Here is a 20,633-nt window from a genome sequence, read left to right as displayed (position 1 = left end):
GCCTGCGCAGCGGGCGAATAGGGGCTACTCCAGCCCCAATTTCTTCAACCGATACCGCATGGAACGGAAACTCATGTTCAGCCGCTGTGCAGCGGCCGTGCGGTTCCAGCGGGTTTCTTCAAGTGCCTGAAGAATCAGCGTGCGCTCAATGTTCTCAAGGTAATCCTCCAGGTTGTCCACCTCGGCCAAGCTGTGCTCGCCGCCCTCACGCAGCGCCCCGGTGTCTTCCACGCGCAGGTCAGTGGCCTCGATCGTGTCGTTTTCGCACAGGGTGTAAGCCCGCTCCAGCATGTTTTCCAGTTCCCGCACATTGCCTGGGAAACGGTACTGGCGCAGGATCGCCTGTGCGCCTGGCGCGAGTTGGGCTGGGGGCAGTCCGCTGCTGGCAGCCAGGCGCTTGAGCACTGCCTGGGCAATGGCGTCGATGTCCTCGCGGCGCTCGCGCAGGGGTGGCACGCGCAGTTCGATCACGTTGAGGCGGTAGTACAGGTCCTGCCGGAAACGCCCGGCCTGCACCTCTTGGGCCAGGTCTTTGTGGGTTGCACACAGCACCCGCACATCCACCACACGCTCGGTTTGCCCACCCACACTGCGGATGGCCTTTTCCTGAATGGCCCGTAGCAGCTTCACCTGCATTGCCAAGGGTAGGTCGGCCACTTCATCCAAGAACAGGGTGCCACCCTCAGCGGCCTGGAACAGGCCGGGCTTGTCTTCCATGGCCCCGCTGAAGCTGCCTTTGCGGTGCCCGAAAAACTCGCTCTCCATCAGTTCAGTGGGAATGGCGCCGCAGTTCACGGGCACAAACGCCCGTTCACTGCGCGGGCCCTGTTCGTGGATTTGCCGGGCGACCAGCTCTTTGCCCGTCCCGGACTCACCGCTGATGTACACCGGTGCCTGGCTGCGTGCCAGGCGGTCAATCTGCTTGCGCAGGGCTTGCATGGGCGGCGAGCCACCGATCAGCCGGTCGTCGGCAGCGGCACGCTCAGGGCTACCCAGGCTCAGGCGTAGCGCAGTGCCGACCAGTTCGCGCAGGCGGGGCAGGTCTACGGGTTTGGTCAGAAAGTCGAATGCACCGGCCTTCAAGGCATTGATGGCCGTGTCCACGTTTCCATAGGCCGTGATCATGGCCACGGGCACATTGGGGTGGCGCTGCTGAATATACTGGACCAAGTCCAGGCCAGAGCCATCGGGCAGTCGCATGTCGGTCAGGCAAAGGTCGAAGGCTTCGGTGGCCAGCCAGTCCTTTGCTTCCTTTACGTTACGCGCGCCTCGTGTCTCCAGCTTCATCCGGCCAAGGGTGATTTCCAGCAGTTCACGAATATCCGGCTCGTCGTCGACGATCAAAATCTTTTGCCGTTGCGTCATGGTCAGGCCTGTCTGCGGGCATGGGCGAAGGTAATGCGCATGCAACTGCCACCTCGGGGGACCGGCCGGTAATCCAGGTGAGCGCGGTTGCCTTCGCACAGCTCCCGGGAAATATACAGCCCCAACCCCGTACCTTTGGTTTCTGTGGTGAAAAAGGGCTCGAAAATGTGTTGCAGCTTTTCCGGGGCGAAACCAGGGCCGTCGTCCACCACCTCCAGCACGGGCAACCCGCTGGCCTTGTCCACCCCCAACGTTAACCAGACCTGTGCCGTGGTATGGCTCAGGCCGCTGTAACGCAACCCATTCTGTACAAGGTTAGTCACAACTTGAGTGAGGTGATGGGGGTCCATGCGAGTTTCCACAACGCCGGGCGGGCTTTCCATGTGCAGCCGGTGATGGCTGGGGGCTGTGGTCATGAAGTCGTCGACAAAATCAGACAGCCATGCTTTCAGGTCCAGCATCTGAGGCTCGGCCGGGCGCCGGCGAGACAGTTGCAGCACGTTCTCGATCACCAGGTTCATGCGTTTGGACTGGTCCAGAATGATTTGCACCAGGCGCCGGTCTGGATCGTCCAACGTCTCGGACTCCTGCAACAGCTGGCCTGCATGGCTGATGGCACCCAGGGGGTTGCGCACTTCGTGGGCAATGCCGGCGGTAAGGCGGCCCAGCGCGGCAAGCTTGAGCTGCTGCGCCTGCTGGGCTATCTGCGACAGGTCTTCCAAGAACACCAGGGTCTGCTGCCCCGCATTGCGGCTTAGGGCGATGAAGCTCACTTGCACAGGAGGGCCATCGGCCTTGAGCTTGAGGCTGTTTACCCGCAGCGCAGGGTTTACCCGCCATTGCAGCAACCGCTCGATCAAATCCGGCGCATGCAGGCTGATCAATTGACCGATAAGCACAGGTTTTCCAAACAGTGCCAGTGCGCCTTGGTTGGCTAGCTGTACCCGGTGGCCTGTGTCCAGTACCAGGATGCCCGTGCGCATGCGCTGCAGAATCAAGGCATTGAGCTCTTCCAGGTTGGTGACATCGCTGGCCCGCTGCTCAGCCAAGGTTTCACTGGTGCGCAGCAGGTGGCTCAAGCCCTGAACGATCAGGGCCACGGCAAAGCACAGTACGCCCAGCGAACCAGCCTGTACGTAATCATTAGGGCCTGCTGGCCGGGTGAAGCTCAGGTAGAACGTCAGGTAGATGATGCCGATAGACGCCAGGGCCGCAATCAGCAGGCCCAGGCGGCCACGCAGCAACAGGTTGCTCATGGCTACCGAGGCAATCATGAGGTTGCCAATGCCACTGGCCGTGCCGCCACCGGCGTAAAACAGCCCGGACAGCAGCACGATATCGGCTGTGGACAGGCTGAACACTTTGGCCGAACGGTGTGCGCTGCCAAACGTGAGCGCTACCAGCAAGTTGAAGATCAGGTACAGCCAGCTGCCCAAGCGGAACAGTTGCCCGTTTGCCAGCTCAAGCAGGCGGTTGTCCATGTCGCTGGAAATCAGCAGCACCAGGCTGATGCCGATGACCAACCGGTACAGGTGGTACAGCCGCAACATGCGTTGCGCCTGTGCCCGCCCGCCCATGGAGGTTTCAGCGATCGAGCTGGGCAGGGCCTTGCTCCAGGTGTTCGCGGCTGCAGTACCACTGGCTACCGTCGGCCAAGGCGCGCTCGCTAGGCAAATGCACACCGCATTGGGCGCAACGGACCATGGGCAGGGTAGTGCCGGAGGCGCGTGGCACAGATGGCTTGGGAGACTTGAACCGGCGCCATGCCCAGATGGCGATGGCAACAAGGGCGATCCAGAAGATCAGGCGAATCATGATGGCGGGGCTTCTGCGAAAGGGAGGGTGCAGTGTAGCCAAGGGGAGCAGGGGAGGGCTAGCGGGCAAAAGCGCTGTGCAGCGATCACCCCGGTGGTGGGGCGACCGCTGCACAGGGGGTCAGTCGAACAGGCCGAAGGTCAGGCGGCTGAACCAGCTGCGGTGCGGCTTGGGCGCATCGGTATCGGCTGGCGCGTCGTCGGCAGTACCGCCTTCGTCCGCAGGGCGCAGTTCACGCGGGATATTGTCCTTGGCGTCCTGATATTGCTTGGCCAGCTCCTGGTTGGCGCGGCTTTCGCTCGGTGGTGGCGGCGCGTCGTTGCCCTCGATCAGGCCCAGTGTGGCCTTGGACAGCCACGAGCGGTCGTCTGCCTCTTCCTTGAGCGGCACGAACTGGCCGTCTTTCAGGCTGGGGTGGTCCGGGTAGTTGTACTTGAGGGTTTGCAGGCTGGTATCGGCCAGGTCATCCAGGTGGAGGTGCTGGTACGCTTCGGTCATTACGGCCAAGCCATCACCCACAGCCGGGGTTTCCTGGAAATTCTCCACCACGTAGCGGCCACGGTTGGCAGCGGCCACATAAGCCTGGCGAGTGATGTAGTAGTGCGCCACATGGATTTCGTAGGCCGCCAGCAGGTTGCGCAGGTAGATCATGCGCTGCTTGGCGTCGGGCGCGTAGCGGCTGTTGGGGTAACGGCTGGTGAGCTGGGCGAACTCGTTGTAGGAGTCGCGCGCAGCGCCTGGGTCCCGCTTGGTCATGTCCAGCGGCAGGAAGCGCGCCACGATGCCACGGTCCTGGTCAAAGGAGGTGAGGCCCTTGAGGTAGTAGGCGTAGTCTACGTTCGGGTGCTGGGGGTGAAGGCGAATGAAGCGCTCGGCGGCAGACTTGGCAGCCTCCGGCTCGGCATTCTTGTAGTTGGCGTAGATCAGTTCCAGCTGGGCCTGGTCCGCATAACGGCCGAAGGGGTAGCGGGACTCGAGAGCCTTCAGCTTGGCCGTCGCACTGGTATAACTGTGGTTATCCAGGTCGGTCTGGGCCTGCTGGTACAGCTCCACTTCGCTCAGGTTCTCGTCGACCACTTCCTTGTTCGACGAACAGGCGGCAGTAAGGCCGACAATGGCGATCAGCAGCAGGTGTTTCAGTTGCATGGCGGCTTGCGTCCCTTAACAGCCGCTGTCTTGGGCGCGGCCGTCCTGTTATGATGAGCGCCCCGCGAACCTCCGGGACGAAAGACGCCGTATTTAACCACAAGCGCGCAGCTGAAACCAAAGGCTGTGCGGTCGCGCTGTTTCCTGTGTAGCCAAGCATGTCTGAGATCATCCGGCTTAGCGCCGAAGTCACCCCCGATCTGGGAGGCCAGCGCCTCGACCAGGTCGCCGCACAACTCTTCGCGGAGTTCTCCCGTTCACGCCTCTCCGCCTGGATAAAAGAAGGCCGCCTGACCGTCGACGGCGCCACCTTGCGCCCGCGCGATGTGGTACATGGCGGCGCCGTACTGGCGCTGGAAGCGGAGCAGGAAGCCCAAGGCGAATGGGTTGCCCAGGCCATCGAGCTGGACATCGTCTATGAAGACGATCAAATCCTGGTGATCAACAAGCCTGCAGGCCTTGTGGTTCACCCGGCAGCCGGCCACGCAGATGGCACCCTGCTCAATGCCCTGCTGCACCACGTGCCGGACATCGTCAACGTGCCACGTGCCGGCATCGTGCACCGGCTGGACAAAGACACCACCGGTCTGATGGTGGTCGCCAAAACCCTTCAAGCCCAGACCAACCTGGTGGCGCAGCTGCAAAAGCGCAGCGTCAGCCGCATCTATGAGTGCGTGGTGGTAGGGGTGGTCACAGCCGGTGGCAAGATCAACGCGCCCATCGGCCGCCACGGTACCCAGCGCCAGCGCATGGGCGTGATGGACAACGGCAAGCCAGCCGTAAGCCATTACCGCGTGCTGGACCGTTACCGTTCGCATACCCATGTGCGGGTGAAGCTGGAAACCGGCCGTACGCACCAGATCCGCGTGCACATGGCCCATGTGGGCTTCCCGCTGGTCGGGGACCCGGTGTATGGCGGCCGTTTCCGTATTCCGCCGGCGGCCAGTGCCAGCCTGGTCGATGCCCTCAAGACGTTCCCGCGCCAGGCGCTGCATGCGCGCTTCCTGGAGCTGGACCATCCCACCACAGGCGAGCGCATCGGCTGGGAGTCTCCCTTGCCCGATGACTTCGTCTGGCTCACGTCCCTGCTCAAGCAGGACCGCGAGGCGTTCGTCGGATGAGTGGCCAGTCCGGCAGCCTGCTTCTGCCGGACTGGCCTGCGCCAGCCCATGTGCGCGCCTGCGTCACCACGCGTGAAGGCGGCGTTAGCCTTGCCCCCTTTGACACCTTCAACCTTGGCGGGCATGTGGGCGACAACCCCGCTGCAGTGGCTGAAAACCGCAGCCGCCTAGGCGAGCTGTATGGCATCAAGCCTGCCTGGCTTTCCCAAGTGCATGGCATTGAGGTGGTGGAAGCGAACCCCCAGCAGCGGCCTGACGCCGATGCCAGTTGGTCGTCCACGCCGGGCATTGCCTGTACGGTGATGACAGCCGATTGCCTGCCCGCCCTGTTTACGGACCGTGCCGGTACGCGTGTAGCGGCCGCCCATGCCGGGTGGCGCGGGCTGGCCAACGGCGTGCTCGAAGCCACGGTGGCCAGCCTTGAGGTACCTGCCCAGGACGTTCTGGTGTGGTTAGGCCCTGCTATTGGCCCCTCAAGTTTTGAAGTGGGCGAAGAGGTGCGGGACGCTTTTGTCGCCCAGCACCCCGCTGCACGTTCGGCCTTTGTGCCCAGCGCACGGCCTGGGAAGCTGATGGCTGACATCTATGCATTGGCCCGCCTGCGCCTGGCCGCCATGGGCGTCACTGCCGTGTATGGTGGCGGATTGTGCACCGTCACCGACGAGCGTTGGTTCTCCTACCGCCGTAGCGCCCGCACAGGCCGGTTTGCGTCGCTGGTATGGCTCCAGCGGCAAGCTTGATCCCTGTCACGTCCCGCCTGCTTGAATCTTAAACAATAGCCCCTATCTAACCGGTATCTCGGGCAGGTTGTCTCGCCATCGCTAGGGAGCGTTCATGCGTTCCGGCCTGCCTTGTCTTTAGGGGGAAGGTGCAACCATGCGTATAGATCGCTTAACCAGCAAGCTGCAGTTGGCGCTGTCCGATTCTCAATCCTTGGCGGTGGGCCTGGACCACCCGGCCATTGAGCCTGCGCATTTGCTGCAGGCGCTTATCGACCAGCAAGGCGGTTCCATCAAGCCCTTGCTGATGCAGGTTGGCTTCGACGTAGGCGCCCTGCGCAAGGAGTTGGCCAAGGAATTGGACCGGCTGCCGAAAATACAGAACCCCACCGGTGACGTGAACATGTCGCCCGACCTGGCCCGTGTGCTGAACCAGGCTGACCGCCTGGCACAACAAAAGGGTGACCAGTTCATTTCCAGTGAGCTGGTGCTGCTGGGGGCCATGGATGAAAACACCAAGATCGGCAAGCTGCTGCTGGCTCAGGGTGTCAGCAAAAAGGCGTTGGAAAACGCCATCAATAACCTGCGCGGCGGTGAGGCCGTCAACGATTCCAATGCCGAGGAGTCACGCAAGGCGCTGGAAAAGTACACCGTGGACCTCACCAAGCGTGCCGAAGAAGGCAAGCTGGACCCGGTGATCGGCCGTGACGACGAGATCCGCCGTACCATCCAGGTGCTCCAGCGCCGTACCAAAAACAACCCGGTGCTCATCGGCGAGCCTGGGGTGGGCAAAACGGCCATTGCCGAAGGCCTGGCGCAGCGCATCATTAATGGTGAAGTGCCGGATGGCCTCAAAGGCAAGCGGCTGCTGTCCCTGGACATGGGGTCGCTGATTGCCGGGGCCAAGTTCCGTGGCGAGTTCGAAGAGCGCTTGAAAGGGGTACTCAACGACCTGGCCAAGCAGGAAGGGCAGGTCATCCTCTTTATTGACGAATTGCACACCATGGTCGGCGCCGGCAAAGGCGAAGGGTCCATGGACGCGGGTAACATGCTCAAGCCGGCACTGGCGCGTGGTGAGCTGCATTGCGTGGGCGCCACCACACTCAATGAGTACCGCCAGTACATCGAGAAAGACGCGGCCCTTGAGCGGCGCTTCCAGAAAGTATTGGTGGACGAGCCCAGCGAAGAAGACACCATCGCCATTTTGCGTGGCCTTAAAGAGCGCTATGAAGTTCATCACAAGGTAGCGATCACCGACGGTGCCATTATCGCGGCTGCCAAACTGAGCCACCGCTACATCACCGACCGCCAATTGCCCGATAAGGCCATTGACCTGATCGATGAAGCCGCCAGCCGCATTCGCATGGAGATCGATTCCAAGCCTGAGCAGCTCGACCGCCTGGAGCGGCGCCTGATTCAGCTGAAGGTCGAATCCCAGGCCTTGAAGAAAGAAGAGGATGAGGCTGCACGCAAGCGCCTGGAGAAGCTCACCGAAGACATCACTCGGCTGGAGCGCGAGTACGCGGACTTGGAAGAGGTCTGGTTGTCTGAAAAAGCTGAGGTACAGGGGTCAGCGCAGATCCAGCAGAAAATCGAGCAGTCCCGTCAGGAGCTGGAGGCGGCGCGCCGCCGGGGCGACCTGAGCCGCATGGCTGAACTTCAGTACGGTATTATTCCGGACCTGGAGCGCAGCCTGCAGATGGTCGACCAGCATGGGAAGACCGAGAACCAATTGCTGCGCAGCAAGGTGACTGAGGAAGAGATCGCCGAAGTAGTGTCCAAGTGGACCGGTATTCCCGTGTCCAAGATGCTTGAAGGTGAACGCGACAAACTGCTGAAGATGGAAAGCCTGCTGCACCAGCGTGTGATTGGCCAGCACGAAGCTGTGGTGGCCGTGGCCAACGCCGTGCGTCGCTCACGCGCGGGCTTGTCCGATCCTAATCGCCCCAGCGGCTCGTTTATGTTCCTGGGCCCAACAGGGGTGGGCAAAACCGAACTGTGCAAGGCCCTGGCCGAATTCCTGTTCGACACGGAAGAGGCCATGGTGCGGATCGACATGTCCGAATTCATGGAAAAGCATTCGGTTGCCCGCCTGATTGGCGCACCGCCAGGCTATGTGGGCTACGAGGAGGGCGGTTACCTGACCGAAGCGGTACGGCGCAAGCCTTACTCGGTAGTACTGCTCGATGAGGTGGAGAAGGCCCACCCGGACGTCTTCAACATCCTGCTACAGGTGCTTGAAGACGGCCGCTTGACCGATAGCCACGGCCGTACGGTGGATTTCCGCAATACCGTGATCGTCATGACCTCTAACCTCGGCTCTGCGCGTATCCAAGAGCTGGTAGGGGATCGTGAGGCGCAGCGGGCAGCGGTCATGGATGCCATCAGCTCCCACTTCCGCCCCGAGTTCATCAACCGCGTGGACGAAGTGGTGATCTTCGAGCCACTGGGACGTGAGCAGATCGCAGGGATCACCCAGATCCAGTTGGGTCGCCTGCGCAGCCGCCTGGCCGAGCGCGACCTGGCCCTGGACCTGACCGATGAGGCCTTGGACAAGCTGATCGCTGTGGGTTATGACCCCGTGTATGGTGCGCGGCCGTTGAAGCGCGCGATCCAGCGCTGGATCGAGAACCCATTGGCGCAGTTGATCCTCAGCGGTACGTTTATGCCCGGTACGTCGATCCAGGCGCGTGTAGACGGGGACGAAATCACCTTCGCCTAAAAAAATCTCGCCAGTGTGTGGATGCAGGGTTGCATGCACTGGCGAGGTTATATATGATGCGCCCCGCTCCAGACGCACTTGTGACAGCCGGTTTTACCGGTAGCGAAAAAAAGATGCAAAATCAGCATCTTAACGCTAAAACAGGGGTTGACAGAGCAAAACGAAGGTGTAGAATGGCGCGCCTCAGACAAGCGAACGTAGCGATACGCGACGCAGGTTGAGACGAAGGCCGAACCCTTCGGAAGCAATAAAGTTTGACCGTTGTATGTTTGACCGTTGTATGTAGTTCCGTGATAGCTCAGTCGGTAGAGCAAATGACTGTTAATCATTGGGTCCCAGGTTCGAGTCCTGGTCACGGAGCCAACTTCGGGGTGTAGCGCAGTCCGGTAGCGCGCCTGCTTTGGGAGCAGGATGTCAGGAGTTCGAATCCCCTCACCCCGACCATTTTTGGGTCGTTAGCTCAGTTGGTAGAGCAGTTGGCTTTTAACCAATTGGTCGTAGGTTCGAATCCTACACGACCCACCAGCTTCACCCGAAACCCTCCTAATTGGAGGGTTTTGGCGTTTCTGGATGTCTGAAAAAGCGGATGAAGGGTGTGTGGCCCAGGCGCCAGTCCCAGGCCTGGGTTCCAGGCGGGCGTCTTCGGGATGCTGGATACCCTTCACGATCAGCGGGCCGCCTCACCGTTGCTTGATCCATTCCACATCACGCCAGGAAAGGGAGGGGTCGAATTGATCCCGCGTCCATTCCACCAGCGAATCAATGCTGTCCACGCCCTTGGCGTGGCCCAGGATGTTGCCAAAGTTTCTATGGCGCGTACGAAGCATGTTCAGGCACCAGCGCGTTTTTAATGTCCTTGTGGCGCTGGCCGAACATCTACAGGTCCATGGTCACCATTAACGCAGTGCAACGAGCCCCACGGGCCCGCTCATTAGCCCGATAGGTGGACTCCGTCCACGAGCCTCCATCCACATAGTCGTAGAACATGCGTGGCACAAGCTGGCGCGCCAGGCAGCGCAAGTCTTCAATACACGTAAACTCAGCCATGGTTTTAGCGTTTCTGAAGTGGTGCTGCCATAACAAGCCCGCCGCATCGCTATCGAACGCAGCACAGGCGGGCATGAGTGTTCAGCCCAGGGCGATGTCAGGCTTTTTCGTAGGCCATGTAGTCGTTCTGGAGAACAATATGGTCCGCAAGGTATTTGGCGTCGTGCCACACACCGTAAATGAACGAGGACGCCCGGTTGACTAGGTTGGGAAGCCCCAGGAAATAAATACCGCTCTCAGCGGAAATGCCGCGCTTATGAAACGGCAGGCCCTTGTCGTCGAAAGCATTCACGTTTAGCCAGCTGAAGTCGAACTTGAACCCGGTTGCCCACAGGATAGTGCCAATACCGGCCTGCTCCAGATCGAGCGTCGTGATCGGGTGGGTAATGCAATCCGGATCGGGCAGCAAGGACCAGGCTTCAGGTTCTGGAGGGAAAGGCAGGCCATTCTGTTCGATATAGGCATCAGCGTCGCGCAGCACATCGAAGTACGCCTGGTCGCCGTCGGCAATGTTCTTGGCCAAACCTTCCTGAAGTTCGATGACGCCATTGTTATAGGCCTTGGTAATACCTAGCAGGGTGATGCCGGCGTGGGCAAGTCGCCGGAAGTCGACGGTACGGCCGCCTTCATAGCCGCTGACGGCGAACGCAACGTGCTCCTTTTTCGGACGAACCTTCACCTCGTCCCACAAGCCCAAGGCGCCAAGCCACCAGCAGTAGTCGCGCCCACGGTAGGCGCGGGGTGGGCGGTAATGCTCGCCTACCGAGAGGTAGACTTTTCTGCCGGCCTTCTGCAGCTCCTCGGCAATCTGCGAGCCAGAGGCACCTGCACCGACCACCAGCACAGCACCCTCTGGCAGTTGGCCGGGGTTCTTGTAGGCTGAGGAGTGCAACTGGTGCACCTTGGCGCTTGCAGGGACGATCTGCGGAAACGTGGGTTTCTGGAAGGGGCCGGTGGCGGCGACCACGTTGGCGGCCTCGATCACGCCCTCAGAGGTGGTGACCCTGAAGCCACGGCGGCCGCTCAGGCGTTCCGCTTTCAATACTTCCACCCCGGTGCGCACGGGCGCGTTAAGCATGGACACGTAGTCTTCGAAGTACTTGGCCATGCGCTCCTTCGGCGGGAAGGTTTCCGGGGACACGTTATCGAATTTCATGGTCGGAAAGCGGTCATGCCAGGCGGGGCCGTTGGCTACCAACGAGTCCCAGCGCTCCGAACGCCAGCGCTCAGCAATGCGGCTGCGCTCAAGCACAATGTGGGGTACGCCCATCAACGAAAGGTGCTCGCTCATTGCGATCCCAGCCTGTCCGGCACCGACCACTAAGGTGTTGATCGTTTCAACTGACATGTTCGTTTCCTAGAGAAAGGCGACGCGGTGTGTTAGGTAGAGGGCAGGTGCCAACTTCCGGCTGTAGGTAAGTCTGATCAGGTCACGTGCTTTTAGAAATCAGGCTTTTTGTATTCAGCGCTTAGGAAAAAACAAAGCGAAGTCATCGCCGGGCGAGTCGAAAGTTATCAGCCGCCTTATTAGCCAAATGCTGTTAGCTGCGGTGTTCGAAACGTGCAGTGTCCTGTCCGCCTAGGGCATCGCCACGTAGTCCGCTAACCGTTCCAGCAGTGCATCACACCCCTGGAGCTGAGCCAGGCTGATGAATTCGTCGGGCTTATGGCCCTGGTCCATGGAGCCAGGGCCGCACACCACGGTGGGTATGCCTATGGCGTCGAACAGGCCACCTTCGGTCCCGAAGGCCACGGTGCCGAAGTCATCGGAACCGCACAGTTGCGCAATCAATTTCGCCGCTTCGCTGCTCGCGTCGGTGGCCAGGCCTGGATAGGCAGAAAGCGGTGAAAAACGAATGTCGCTGCTGGCATTCACCGCTCGCATTCTGGGCAGTACCTGTTCCTGGGCGTAACGCTCCAGCTCAACGGCGACGTCGCCCGGCGCCATGGCGGGAAGCGCACGCACCTCGAAGTCGAAACGGCAATCGGCCGGCACAATGTTCAAGGCCTTGCCACCGGTGATTACACCGGTCTGCACGGTGCTGAAGGGCGGGTTGAAGCGCGGGTCGCACAGGGCCGGGTCGCGCAGGCGGTGGCCGATGCGGCCCAGTTCGCCTATGAGTTCGGCGGCATATTCGATTGCATTCACGCCCTCGGGTGCGTAGGCCGAATGGCATGCAGCCCCGTGCACGTCACAGCGCATGGCCAGCTTACCCTTGTGGCCTAGCACAGGGCGCAGCTCGGTGGGCTCACCGATGATACACAGCAACGGCTTTTGCGGCCGTTGGCCAAGCTGAACGAGCAGGTCTCGCACGCCAAGGCAGCCCACCTCTTCGTCGTAGGACAGGGCAATATGCACAGGCATGCGCAGCGGCTGGGCGAGGAACCTCGGGGCTGCCGCCAGCACGCAGGCAATGTAGCCCTTCATGTCGGCGGTGCCGCGGCCATATAACCTGCCGTCCTTTTCAGTGAGCTGGAAAGGGGGCATGGTCCAGGGTTGGCCATCCACCGGCACCACATCAGTGTGCCCAGACAGCACGATGCCTGGTCTATCGTCCGGCCCAAGGCTCGCGAACAGGTTTGCCTTGGTTCGCGCTTCATTGAAGATAAGTTCGCAGGGCACCTTCAACTCGGCCAGGTAATCGCGCACAAACTCAATCAGCGCCAGGTTGGACTCGCGGCTGGTCGTGTCGAAGGCCACCAGTTGGCCGAGAAGCGCTTGGCTGTTCATCATTCGTCTCCGGGCACGCCGTAACTGGGTGCCCTGGTCGGGTCAAGGGCGCGGGTAATGTAATCCTGCATCTGGGGCTGATAGGCGACCCACAGCTGGGCCAGCTGGGCAATGGGGGCTTCGTCGGCCCAATCCACGCGAAGGTTGACGATAGGCCAGCGCTGCTCACCCACCACCACCAGCGCCGCCGAATGCACAGGCCCGGCTTCACCCCCAGCGGCCATGGCCGCCTGCATCGCGGCTAGCAGACGATCCGCCAGTGCGCCCTCGCTGCGCTCGAAAGCCTGCACCAAAGCCTCGATCACTGACGCACTGGCTAGCATGTTGCCGGCGCCTACACATTGGTCACCCGCCAATGCCATGTGGCAGCCGAGGGTTTCGCTGCCGCTGAAATGCGATGTGCGGCCCTGGGCGTCGATCATGGTCAGTTGCCGGTACTGGCTAAAGGGGTCCGTAGCGAGGGCAGCGTCTCTGGCCGCGTCTGGCGCCAGCCCAGCGGCCAGTTGATCCAGCGCGCGCTCGCCCAAGGCGGGAAGGGTAACGTTTTGTGTCGAGACCGCGCCCACACCTGGCCGTAGCCAAGGGCAGCGGGCGCCTACCGCGATACTTGAGGAGCTGATGGCAATGCCCAGCTGGCCGGTTTTGGCGCAGCGGCCCGTGATTGAAAAGGTCATGCTCGGTTCCTCTGTGGCCTAGCGCGGCGCATCAACGTTGAGTATCCGGCCCAGCCCGAAAAAGCGGTTGGCCAAGGTCAGCAGGGTGGCCGTAACGGCGATATACAACACCGATAAGGCTGCTAGCGTGGGGTCGGCGAATTCCCGCACATAGTTGTACATGGCCACGGGCAGTGTCTGGGTCGCCTGGGTGGTCACGAACAGCGATGCGGTGAACTCATTGAAGGAAAGGATTGCCGCGAACAGCCAGCCGCCGAACAGGCCGGGCACGATAAGCGGTACCGTAATGGTCCACACCACCCGCAAGGGCGATGCGCCAAGGCTGGCGGCAGCCAGCTCGATACGTTGCTCCACGTTATGCAGCGACACATAGAGGCTGCGTAGCACGAAGGGCAGCACCAGCAGCACGTGGCAGAAAATCACCAAGGCATAGCCGCGTCCCAGGTTGAACTGCGCCACCAGCATCAGCAGGCCCAGGCCAATGGTGAAGTGGGGAATGAACAGGGGTGACAGCAGTACCGCCTCCACCACTGCTTTGAACCGGAACGTGTAGCGGTTGATGGCGATGGCCAAGGCAGTACCGATCAGCACGGCCAGGGTCGAAGCCCACGCCGTGACAACCAGGCCGGCAGAGAGGCCATGGCGGAAATCAGCGTAGCTCAGGGCGCGCTCGAACCAACGCAGCGACCAGCCCTTGGGCGGGAAGAACAGTACCGAGGTGCTGCTGAACGACGAGATGATCACCACCACCGTGGGCAGCAGTACGAAACACAGGATCAGCCCTACCAGCACTCGCCCGGCGTAGCCTAGCCACCTGTCTTGATTGGAACGGGTCATCTCAGTGGGCTCCCACGTTCTGCAGCGAGCGGCTCATGCGCTTGAGGGCGGCCAGCACCAGCACCGTCAGCACCAGGCCGGCAATGCTCAGGGCAGCAGCGAAAGGGAAATTGAGCGAGGAGAAGCCCAGCTGGTACACCAATGTGGCGAGCGTGCTCACTCGTCCCCCACCGATCAACTGTGGCGTGGCAAAGGCACTGAACGTCCAGGCAAACGCCGTGGTAACGCTGGCCACAATGCCGGGCAACGACAGCGGCAAGGTAACGGTCAAAAAGGCGCGAACGGGCCCAGCGCCAAGGCTGGTGGCGGCTTTTTCGTAGCCAGGGTCAATATGCGACAGGCCGGTGGCCAGCATCAGCACCATAATGGGCAGGGTGACATGGACCAAGGCCAGTACGACACCGGTGTTGGTGAACATCAACTGTAGCGGCTTGTCGATCAGCCCAATGCCCAGCAACAGGCTGTTAAGGAAGCCGCTGCTGCCCAGCACGATGATCCATGAGTAGGTCCGCACCACCTCCCCAAGAAACAGGGGCGTGATCGCAATGATCAGGATGCACGACTTCAGCCAAGCGGTCTGTGTACGCACCAGCGCATAGGCCAAGGGGTAACTCAACAGCAGCCCGAACACTGCGGTCTTGAAACTCAGTGAAAGGGTATTGAGGAAGGCCTCTGCATACAGCGGCTTGAGCATGCCTTGGAAGTTGGCCAGGGTGAAGCCGCCTACCTCCAACGAGCCTGGAACATAGGCCCGCACGCTGTATTGCAACACCGTGAGCATGGCAAGGGCCAGGCCTAGTGCGGTGAGTACCGAGGGCAGCAGGAACCAGCGAACAAACGCAGGGTTACGGGTCATAGGGTTTTCCATCCAGCGCGGCCACCACGGGCACCGCTATCGATAAACGCGCTTTGCCTTAGGGGCAGCGCTGCCTGCGCCTGGGGGGCACTTCAGTGCGCCATGATGTTTTCCGAGAACCACTTGCGCCATTCGGCGGTTTGCTCAGCACGCAGCTTGGGGTCAACGTCAATAGTGGCGTCCCACTGGGCCGGTGTGGTGAGCATGCCAGGCAGCTTGGCAATCTCCGGGTCAACCGTGGCATTGGTCACGACCGGGCTGCCACGGTTGATCTGGGCAATCTTGGCCTGTACCTCAGGGGACAGGGCAATGTTCATGAACTGGTACGCCAGGTCAGTATGGTGGCTGCCCTTGTTGATGCCCATGGCATCGATGCCGAGCACGGCGCCTTCCTTGGGAATGGCCAGCTTGATGTCCACGCCTTCTTCCATCATGTGGTAGGCGTTCATGGAGAGCATCACCTGTACCGGTGTTTCGCCGGTGGCGATCAACTGCTGGCTGTTGGCATCGTTGGTGTAGAAAGACTTGATAGTAGGGATCAGGGCCTTGAGTTTGTCCTGCCCCTTTTCCCAGTGCTGGGCGTCGGCGCCAGCCAGCTTGGCGGACACGGCAATGATGTGGCTCGGGTCCCAGTCCGGCAGGGCGAGGGTGCCTTTGAGTTCGGGCTTCCAGAGATCATTCCAGCTCTCGAAGGTCTCGCCTTTAGGCACTAGGTCTGGGCGGTAGCCGATGGTATAGACATAGCCCCACACGCCAATATGGTTCGGGCTGAGCTTGGCCTGGTGAACAAGGTTTTTCGCGTTGGGCACCTTGCTCGTGTCCAGTTCCTGGAACAGGCCGTCGTTGACGTATAGCCAGCCCACATGGGCCGTGGTGAACGTGAGGTCGGTTTCCGCAGTGCCGGCCAGCTTGGCCTTGTTCAAGCGGTCAATGGTGCCCCCCGTCACGTACTCCACCTCAACGCCAGTGCGCCGGGTAAATTCCTGGCCAATGGCCTGGTCGATCAAGTCGCGAAAGCTGCCGCCCCAGGTGCTCACAATCAGCTTATCGGCGGCACTGGCTGTTGCACTGGCCAGCAAGCTGGCACTGAGTACCGTCAAGGCGATGGCTTTACGCATGGTGGTCTGCTCCTAGTAGAGGGGGCCCAACGTGTGGCCTAGTGGCCAAACAAAACGCCAGCCCCGGAGGCGCTGGCAGGTCTGGTAACTGCTGTGGTCATACTAGGGGTGAGCACCCAAGGCGGTAAAAGAGCCTTTGCCGTGCCTTTGCATAGAAAATTCCGATCCAGGCAAGGGCGCGCAGGGTCAGTAACCTCGCACAGGGTCCACCTGATGCAAAACAGCCTCGCCGCGGTCCACCCGGCCGATGTTGTCGGCGATCTGCCGAGCCGCGGATTCTGCAATGGCCACGGAAGCCAGGTGCGGGGTGATCAGCACGTTGTCCAAGCGCCATAACGGGTCTTGCGGGGGCAGGGGTTCATAGTCGAAAACGTCTAGCGTTGCCTCGGCAATGCGCCGCGTGCTCAATGCTTCGGTGAGAGCCTGCTGGTCTACCACAGCGCCTCGGGACACGTTTATGAAACACGCGCCCTCAGGCAGCAAGGCCAGGCGCCGGGCGTCCAGCAAGTGCCGCGTCTGTGGGGTCAATGGCAGCATCGTGACCAGGATGTCACTCTCGGCAATGAACGCATCCAGGTGCGCCAGGCCGCTGACACAGCACACGCCCTGCAAGTGCTTGGGCGAGCGCGACCAGCCCCGGACATCGAACCCCTGGCGGGCCAGTTCCTGAGCGGCATAGGCGCCCAGTTCGCCCAGGCCAAGTACGCCCACCCGAATGCTGCCCGGCAGGCGCGGGTGCAGGTAGTGCCAGCGGCACTCGCGCTGCGCGCGCTCCAAGGCAGGAATGTCACGGGCATAGCGCAGCACGGCGAACAGCACATAGCTGGCCATCATCCGGCCCATGTCGGGGTCTGACACCCGGGTAATAGGAATGGCAGGCAGGTCGTCCCGGCCGACCAACTGGTCCACACCGGCACCAAGGTTCACCAGCAACTTGAGGTTACGGTAGCGGGCAAAGAACCCTTGCGGGGGCTTCCAGGCCAGGGCGTAGTGCACGCTGTCCGGGTCTTCCACGTCGTGTTCCTGGCAGATGCGCACCTGGGGCAGCAGGGGCGCGAGCAGGGCCTGCCATTGCTCGAAGCTGTCGAACTCACTATGAAACACCAGTGTCGGGGTCATGGGCGGTTCTCCAGCAGTTCGGCCACGGCAGAAAGAGCCAGGCGATAGCCCAGTGCACCGAACCCGGCAATCACCCCAGTGGCGGCTTTGGACACATAGGAATGGTGACGGAAGCTTTCGCGCTTCCACAGGTTGCTCATATGGACCTCGACGATCGGGCCGTCGAACGCCAACAAGGCATCCAAGATGGGCACTGAGCTGTAGGTCAGGCCCGCCGCGTTGATGATGAGGGCGCTGGCGTGCTGGCGGGCTTCCTGAATCCAGTCCACCAGCACCCCTTCGTGGTTGCTCTGGCGGAAGTCCAGGGCAAGCCCCAGGCCGTGGGCGTGGCGCTGGCAGCCCTGTTCGATGCTGGCGAAATTTTCGCTGCCGTAGGTCCCGCTTTTGTCCAAGCCGTAGAGGTTGGCATTGGGGCCATTAAGGAAAAACACGGTGTGGGGCATCAAGGCGCTCCAGGAGGTCAGGCCACCGGCACGGTGGCGCGCATGGCAGGGTGCTGGCTAAAGGTGGCGAACCAGGCGGCAGCTGCCGGATGGTCAGCACGCCAGTTGAGGTGGGCGAATCGGAAGTCCAGGTAGCCCAGTGCACAGCCGATGGCGATCAGGCCGATGTCATCGGGCGCTGGGCTGAACAGCGGGGCTTGTTTATCGATCTCGACCAGTGCGGCGCGCACCTTGGTCAGTTGCGCCGCTATCCAGCCATCCCACTGTTTTTCCGCAGGCCGGGCGGTGGATTCGTAGCGCGCCAGCAAGGCCGCATCGATCAGGCCATCACCCAGCGCCTGGCGGGAAAGGCTGATCCAGCGAGCATTGCCCTGCGCAGGAAACAGCGAGCCGCCCGCAAATGCGTTGAGGTATTCACAGATCACTCGGCTGTCGTAGAGCGAGAGGCCATCAGCCGTTTTTAACGCAGGCACCTTGGCCAATGGGTTGAAGGCGGCAATGCGCTCATCACGGGCCACAGGGTGGGCCGCAGACGCCAGTTTCTCGATCTGATCCTCCAGCCCCAGCACCTGCGCGCACACCATCACCTTGCGTACGTAGGCCGACGTCGCGGCGAAATAAAGCTTGAACATGGTGGCTCCCCACGCATTGAAAGGCTGCGCTGCTGGTTCGCTGGCAGGTTCCAGGGTGCAGCGCCCTAGACGAAACACCCGGTGCGGTGCTTAAGCCGTGCCCATGGCCAGCAGCACCTTGCCGATGTTCTGGTTGGCTTCCAGCAACCGGTGAGCGTCGGCGACCTGCTGGAGCGGCAGCACGGCATGAATCAAAGGGCGCACCTGGCCTGACGCCAACCAAGGCAGCAGGTGCTGTCGTATGGCGGTGGCCAGGCGTGCTTTTTCTTCCAGGCTCTTGGGCCGCAGGGTGGAAGAGGTCATGCTCAGGCCCTTGCGCATCAACACCAGCAGGTCCACTTCCACGGTTTGCCCCTGCATGAACGACAGGCTCACATGGCGACCGCCTGGGGCCAGGGCCGCCAGGTTGCGGGGCACGTAGGCACCGCCAACGGTGTCCAGCACCACATCCACACCACGCCCGCCGGTGCATTCGGCCACCACCTCGACAAAGTCTTGGGTGTGTCGGTCCACCGCACGCCATACACCGAGTTTTTCCAGGGCAGCGATCTTGCTGGCGCCACCGGCGGTAGCAATCACGCGAGCGCCAGCGGCCTGGGCACACTGGATGGCAAAGGTGCCCACGCCACTGGCCGCGCTATGAATCAGCACCGTGTCGCCGCGTTGCAAACGGCCGAGCTCAAACAGGTTGTGCCACACGGTAAAAGCCGCTTCAGGAACGCCCGCGGCCGCTTCAAGGCCAAGGCCTTCAGGCACGGGCAGGCAGTGGGTGGCCACGGCGGTGCAATACTGGGCATAGCCGCCACCGTTGAGCAGCGCCATCACAGGGTCGCCCAAGGCAATACCGCTCACCCCGTCGCCAAGGGCAACCACGGTGCCGGCAGCCTCCAGGCCCAGCACATCGGTGGTGCCTGGCGGCACCGGCGCACCGGTGCGTTGCATCACATCGGGCCGGTTCACCCCCGCCGCTGCCACCCGAATCAGCACTTCGCCTTCCCGTGGGCGTGGCAGTGCCCGGTGCACGCATTCAAGTACGTCAGGGCCACCGGGTTCACGTGCGATCACAGCAGTCATGGTGTCAGGGCAGGCAGTCATGCAGGGCTCCGTTTCAGGCAGGGGTAGGGTCGCTGGCGAAGGCGCACAGGCCTTCTTCGTCGAAGGCCAGCCCGGCTACTGCGCCGACCGGCCAGCGGGCCAAGGCTTCCAGGCCCGACTGGCGTACGAACAGCCGTGCCTGGCCCAGGGAAGCCACGTCCAGGTGAATATCCACGTGGTCGCCTTGAAATACGTGATTGATGACCGTGCCCGTGAGCACTGCCGTGTTGCCCAAGGGCACCAGGCGAATGTTTTCGGGGCGTACGTACACCTCCAGCCGGTCGCCTACCGAGGCATGAACGCGCCCGGCAGGCAGGTATAGCGTGGCGCCGCCCAGTTCGATGCAAGCCAGCTCATCACGGCTCAGGTAGCGGCCGGGCAGGATGTTGGCATCCCCCACAAAGCCCGCAACGAAAGGGTCTTCCGGGGCGCGGTAGATCATGTCCGGCGTGCCGATCTGGCGAATGTGCCCGGCGGACATGACCACTACGCGGTCGCTCATGCTCAAGGCCTCGCCTTGGTCATGGGTCACGAACACCGTGGTCACGCCCAGCTTGCGCTGAATGTCTTTGAGCTCGATCTGCATGGACAGGCGGAGGTTCTTGTCCAGGGCCGAGAAGGGCTCGTCCAGCAGCAGCACTTTGGGGCGAATCACCAGTGCCCGGGCCAGGGCAACGCGTTGCTGTTGGCCGCCCGACAGCTCACGGGGCTTGCGTTCCCCATAGCCGCTCAGTTTGACCAAGGCCAAGGCCTGCGACACACGCTCGTCGATTTCCGCCTTTGGAACACCACGCATGCGCAGGCCATAACCCACGTTCTTGGCCACATTCATGTGGGGGAACAGCGCGTAGTTCTGGAACACGATGCCGATCTCGCGCTGATAGGGCGGCGTTTCAGTGACCAGTTGCCCATCGATGAAAATCTCGCCGCTGTCCGCCTCAGCAAAGCCAGCCATCAGGTTCAACAAGGTGGTTTTGCCGCACCCAGAAGGGCCGAGCAGCGTGACGAATTCGCCTTCCTGAATCTTGAGAGAGACTTTGTGTAGCGCGATGGACTGCCCGAAGCGTTTAAGTACGCCATCCAGTTGCACGGCGGTACGGATACCGGCAGCAAGAGGTACTTCGGCCTTGGCCAGCGGGACAGGGGGCTTGATCTGGGCAATCGCCATGGGCAGCTCCAAAAGGCGAGGGGAG

The 20,633-nt window shown here is 61.7% G+C and carries 18 protein-coding genes, 3 tRNA genes and 1 pseudogene; 6 read left to right on the top strand and 16 right to left on the bottom strand.

What is annotated here, in order from left to right:
* Window positions 1–24: 24 nt before the first annotated feature.
* The 4 genes from ACSAMW_RS11315 to ACSAMW_RS11300 form a co-directional block, all read right to left on the bottom strand.
* Entirely contained in the window at window positions 25–1,365 is a 1,341-nt protein-coding gene (locus tag ACSAMW_RS11315) for a sigma-54-dependent transcriptional regulator (protein ID WP_500590416.1), read from the bottom strand.
* A 2-nt stretch (window positions 1,366–1,367) separates the two neighbouring features.
* Window positions 1,368–2,942 carry a two-component system sensor histidine kinase NtrB gene (locus ACSAMW_RS11310; protein WP_500590415.1) on the bottom strand — a complete coding sequence of 525 codons (1,575 nt, stop codon included), beginning with the start codon at window positions 2,940–2,942 and terminating at the stop codon, window positions 1,368–1,370.
* 7 nt (window positions 2,943–2,949) lie between these two features.
* Window positions 2,950–3,180, bottom strand: a complete 231-nt coding sequence (locus tag ACSAMW_RS11305; protein ID WP_500590414.1) for a PP0621 family protein — start codon at window positions 3,178–3,180, stop codon at window positions 2,950–2,952.
* A 120-nt stretch (window positions 3,181–3,300) separates the two neighbouring features.
* Entirely contained in the window at window positions 3,301–4,326 is a 1,026-nt protein-coding gene (locus ACSAMW_RS11300; RefSeq protein ID WP_168084064.1) for an outer membrane protein assembly factor BamD, read from the bottom strand.
* A 158-nt stretch (window positions 4,327–4,484) separates the two neighbouring features.
* On the opposite strand from ACSAMW_RS11300, the gene rluD reads away from it, so the two are divergent.
* From rluD to ACSAMW_RS11270, 6 genes are all read left to right on the top strand, one after another.
* Window positions 4,485–5,447: a 23S rRNA pseudouridine(1911/1915/1917) synthase RluD gene (gene rluD, locus ACSAMW_RS11295; RefSeq protein WP_500590413.1), complete on the top strand. Its 963-nt coding sequence runs from the start codon at window positions 4,485–4,487 to the stop codon at window positions 5,445–5,447.
* On the top strand, window positions 5,444–6,187 hold the full coding sequence (pgeF, locus tag ACSAMW_RS11290) for a peptidoglycan editing factor PgeF (protein ID WP_500590412.1): 744 nt from the start codon (window positions 5,444–5,446) through the stop codon (window positions 6,185–6,187). The genes rluD and pgeF overlap by 4 nt, the downstream gene beginning before the upstream one ends.
* Before the next feature lie 136 nt (window positions 6,188–6,323).
* On the top strand, window positions 6,324–8,888 hold the full coding sequence (gene clpB, locus ACSAMW_RS11285) for an ATP-dependent chaperone ClpB (protein WP_500590411.1): 2,565 nt from the start codon (window positions 6,324–6,326) through the stop codon (window positions 8,886–8,888).
* Window positions 8,889–9,175: 287 nt separating this feature from the next.
* Window positions 9,176–9,251, top strand: a tRNA-Asn gene (locus ACSAMW_RS11280).
* A gap of 4 nt (window positions 9,252–9,255) precedes the next feature.
* Window positions 9,256–9,332 (top strand) — tRNA-Pro (locus tag ACSAMW_RS11275).
* A 5-nt stretch (window positions 9,333–9,337) separates the two neighbouring features.
* A tRNA-Lys gene (locus ACSAMW_RS11270) sits at window positions 9,338–9,413 on the top strand.
* An 80-nt stretch (window positions 9,414–9,493) separates the two neighbouring features.
* On the opposite strand, the pseudogene ACSAMW_RS11265 reads toward ACSAMW_RS11270, so the two are convergent.
* From ACSAMW_RS11265 to ACSAMW_RS11210, 12 genes and pseudogenes are all read right to left on the bottom strand, one after another.
* Window positions 9,494–9,935, bottom strand: a pseudogene (locus ACSAMW_RS11265) (alpha-hydroxy-acid oxidizing protein); the annotation flags it as partial.
* 97 nt (window positions 9,936–10,032) lie between these two features.
* Window positions 10,033–11,283: a flavin-containing monooxygenase gene (locus ACSAMW_RS11260; protein WP_500590410.1), complete on the bottom strand. Its 1,251-nt coding sequence runs from the start codon at window positions 11,281–11,283 to the stop codon at window positions 10,033–10,035.
* A gap of 231 nt (window positions 11,284–11,514) precedes the next feature.
* Complete coding sequence (gene argE / locus ACSAMW_RS11255; protein ID WP_500590409.1) at window positions 11,515–12,669, bottom strand: acetylornithine deacetylase; 1,155 nt, start codon at window positions 12,667–12,669, stop codon at window positions 11,515–11,517.
* A complete protein-coding gene (locus tag ACSAMW_RS11250; RefSeq protein WP_500590408.1) occupies window positions 12,666–13,340 on the bottom strand; it encodes a DUF1028 domain-containing protein in 675 nt (224 codons plus the stop codon). Before ACSAMW_RS11250 ends, argE begins: the two co-directional genes overlap by 4 nt.
* A gap of 18 nt (window positions 13,341–13,358) precedes the next feature.
* Window positions 13,359–14,177 (bottom strand): ABC transporter permease, encoded by an 819-nt coding sequence (locus tag ACSAMW_RS11245; protein WP_500590407.1) that lies wholly within the window; start codon window positions 14,175–14,177, stop codon window positions 13,359–13,361.
* A gap of 1 nt (window position 14,178) precedes the next feature.
* Entirely contained in the window at window positions 14,179–15,033 is an 855-nt protein-coding gene (locus tag ACSAMW_RS11240; RefSeq protein WP_500590406.1) for an ABC transporter permease, read from the bottom strand.
* A gap of 92 nt (window positions 15,034–15,125) precedes the next feature.
* Complete coding sequence (locus tag ACSAMW_RS11235) at window positions 15,126–16,151, bottom strand: ABC transporter substrate-binding protein (RefSeq protein WP_500590405.1); 1,026 nt, start codon at window positions 16,149–16,151, stop codon at window positions 15,126–15,128.
* Window positions 16,152–16,337: 186 nt separating this feature from the next.
* A complete protein-coding gene (locus ACSAMW_RS11230) occupies window positions 16,338–17,270 on the bottom strand; it encodes a 2-hydroxyacid dehydrogenase (RefSeq protein ID WP_500590404.1) in 933 nt (310 codons plus the stop codon).
* The gene (locus ACSAMW_RS11225; RefSeq protein ID WP_500590403.1) at window positions 17,267–17,713 is read right to left on the bottom strand and encodes a type II 3-dehydroquinate dehydratase; all 447 of its coding nucleotides are present in this window, start codon (window positions 17,711–17,713) and stop codon (window positions 17,267–17,269) included. The genes ACSAMW_RS11230 and ACSAMW_RS11225 overlap by 4 nt, the downstream gene beginning before the upstream one ends.
* Window positions 17,714–17,730: 17 nt before the next feature.
* Window positions 17,731–18,345: a glutathione S-transferase family protein gene (locus tag ACSAMW_RS11220; protein WP_500590402.1), complete on the bottom strand. Its 615-nt coding sequence runs from the start codon at window positions 18,343–18,345 to the stop codon at window positions 17,731–17,733.
* Between the two features lie 90 nt (window positions 18,346–18,435).
* Window positions 18,436–19,440 carry an NAD(P)H-quinone oxidoreductase gene (locus tag ACSAMW_RS11215; RefSeq protein WP_500590401.1) on the bottom strand — a complete coding sequence of 335 codons (1,005 nt, stop codon included), beginning with the start codon at window positions 19,438–19,440 and terminating at the stop codon, window positions 18,436–18,438.
* Between the two features lie 13 nt (window positions 19,441–19,453).
* On the bottom strand, window positions 19,454–20,608 hold the full coding sequence (locus tag ACSAMW_RS11210) for an ABC transporter ATP-binding protein (protein WP_500590400.1): 1,155 nt from the start codon (window positions 20,606–20,608) through the stop codon (window positions 19,454–19,456).
* Between the last annotated feature and the right edge of the window lie 25 nt (window positions 20,609–20,633).

It is taken from the genome of Pseudomonas sp. AB39(2026), assembly GCF_059831485.1.
This window is presented reverse-complemented; position numbering and strand designations above follow the sequence as displayed.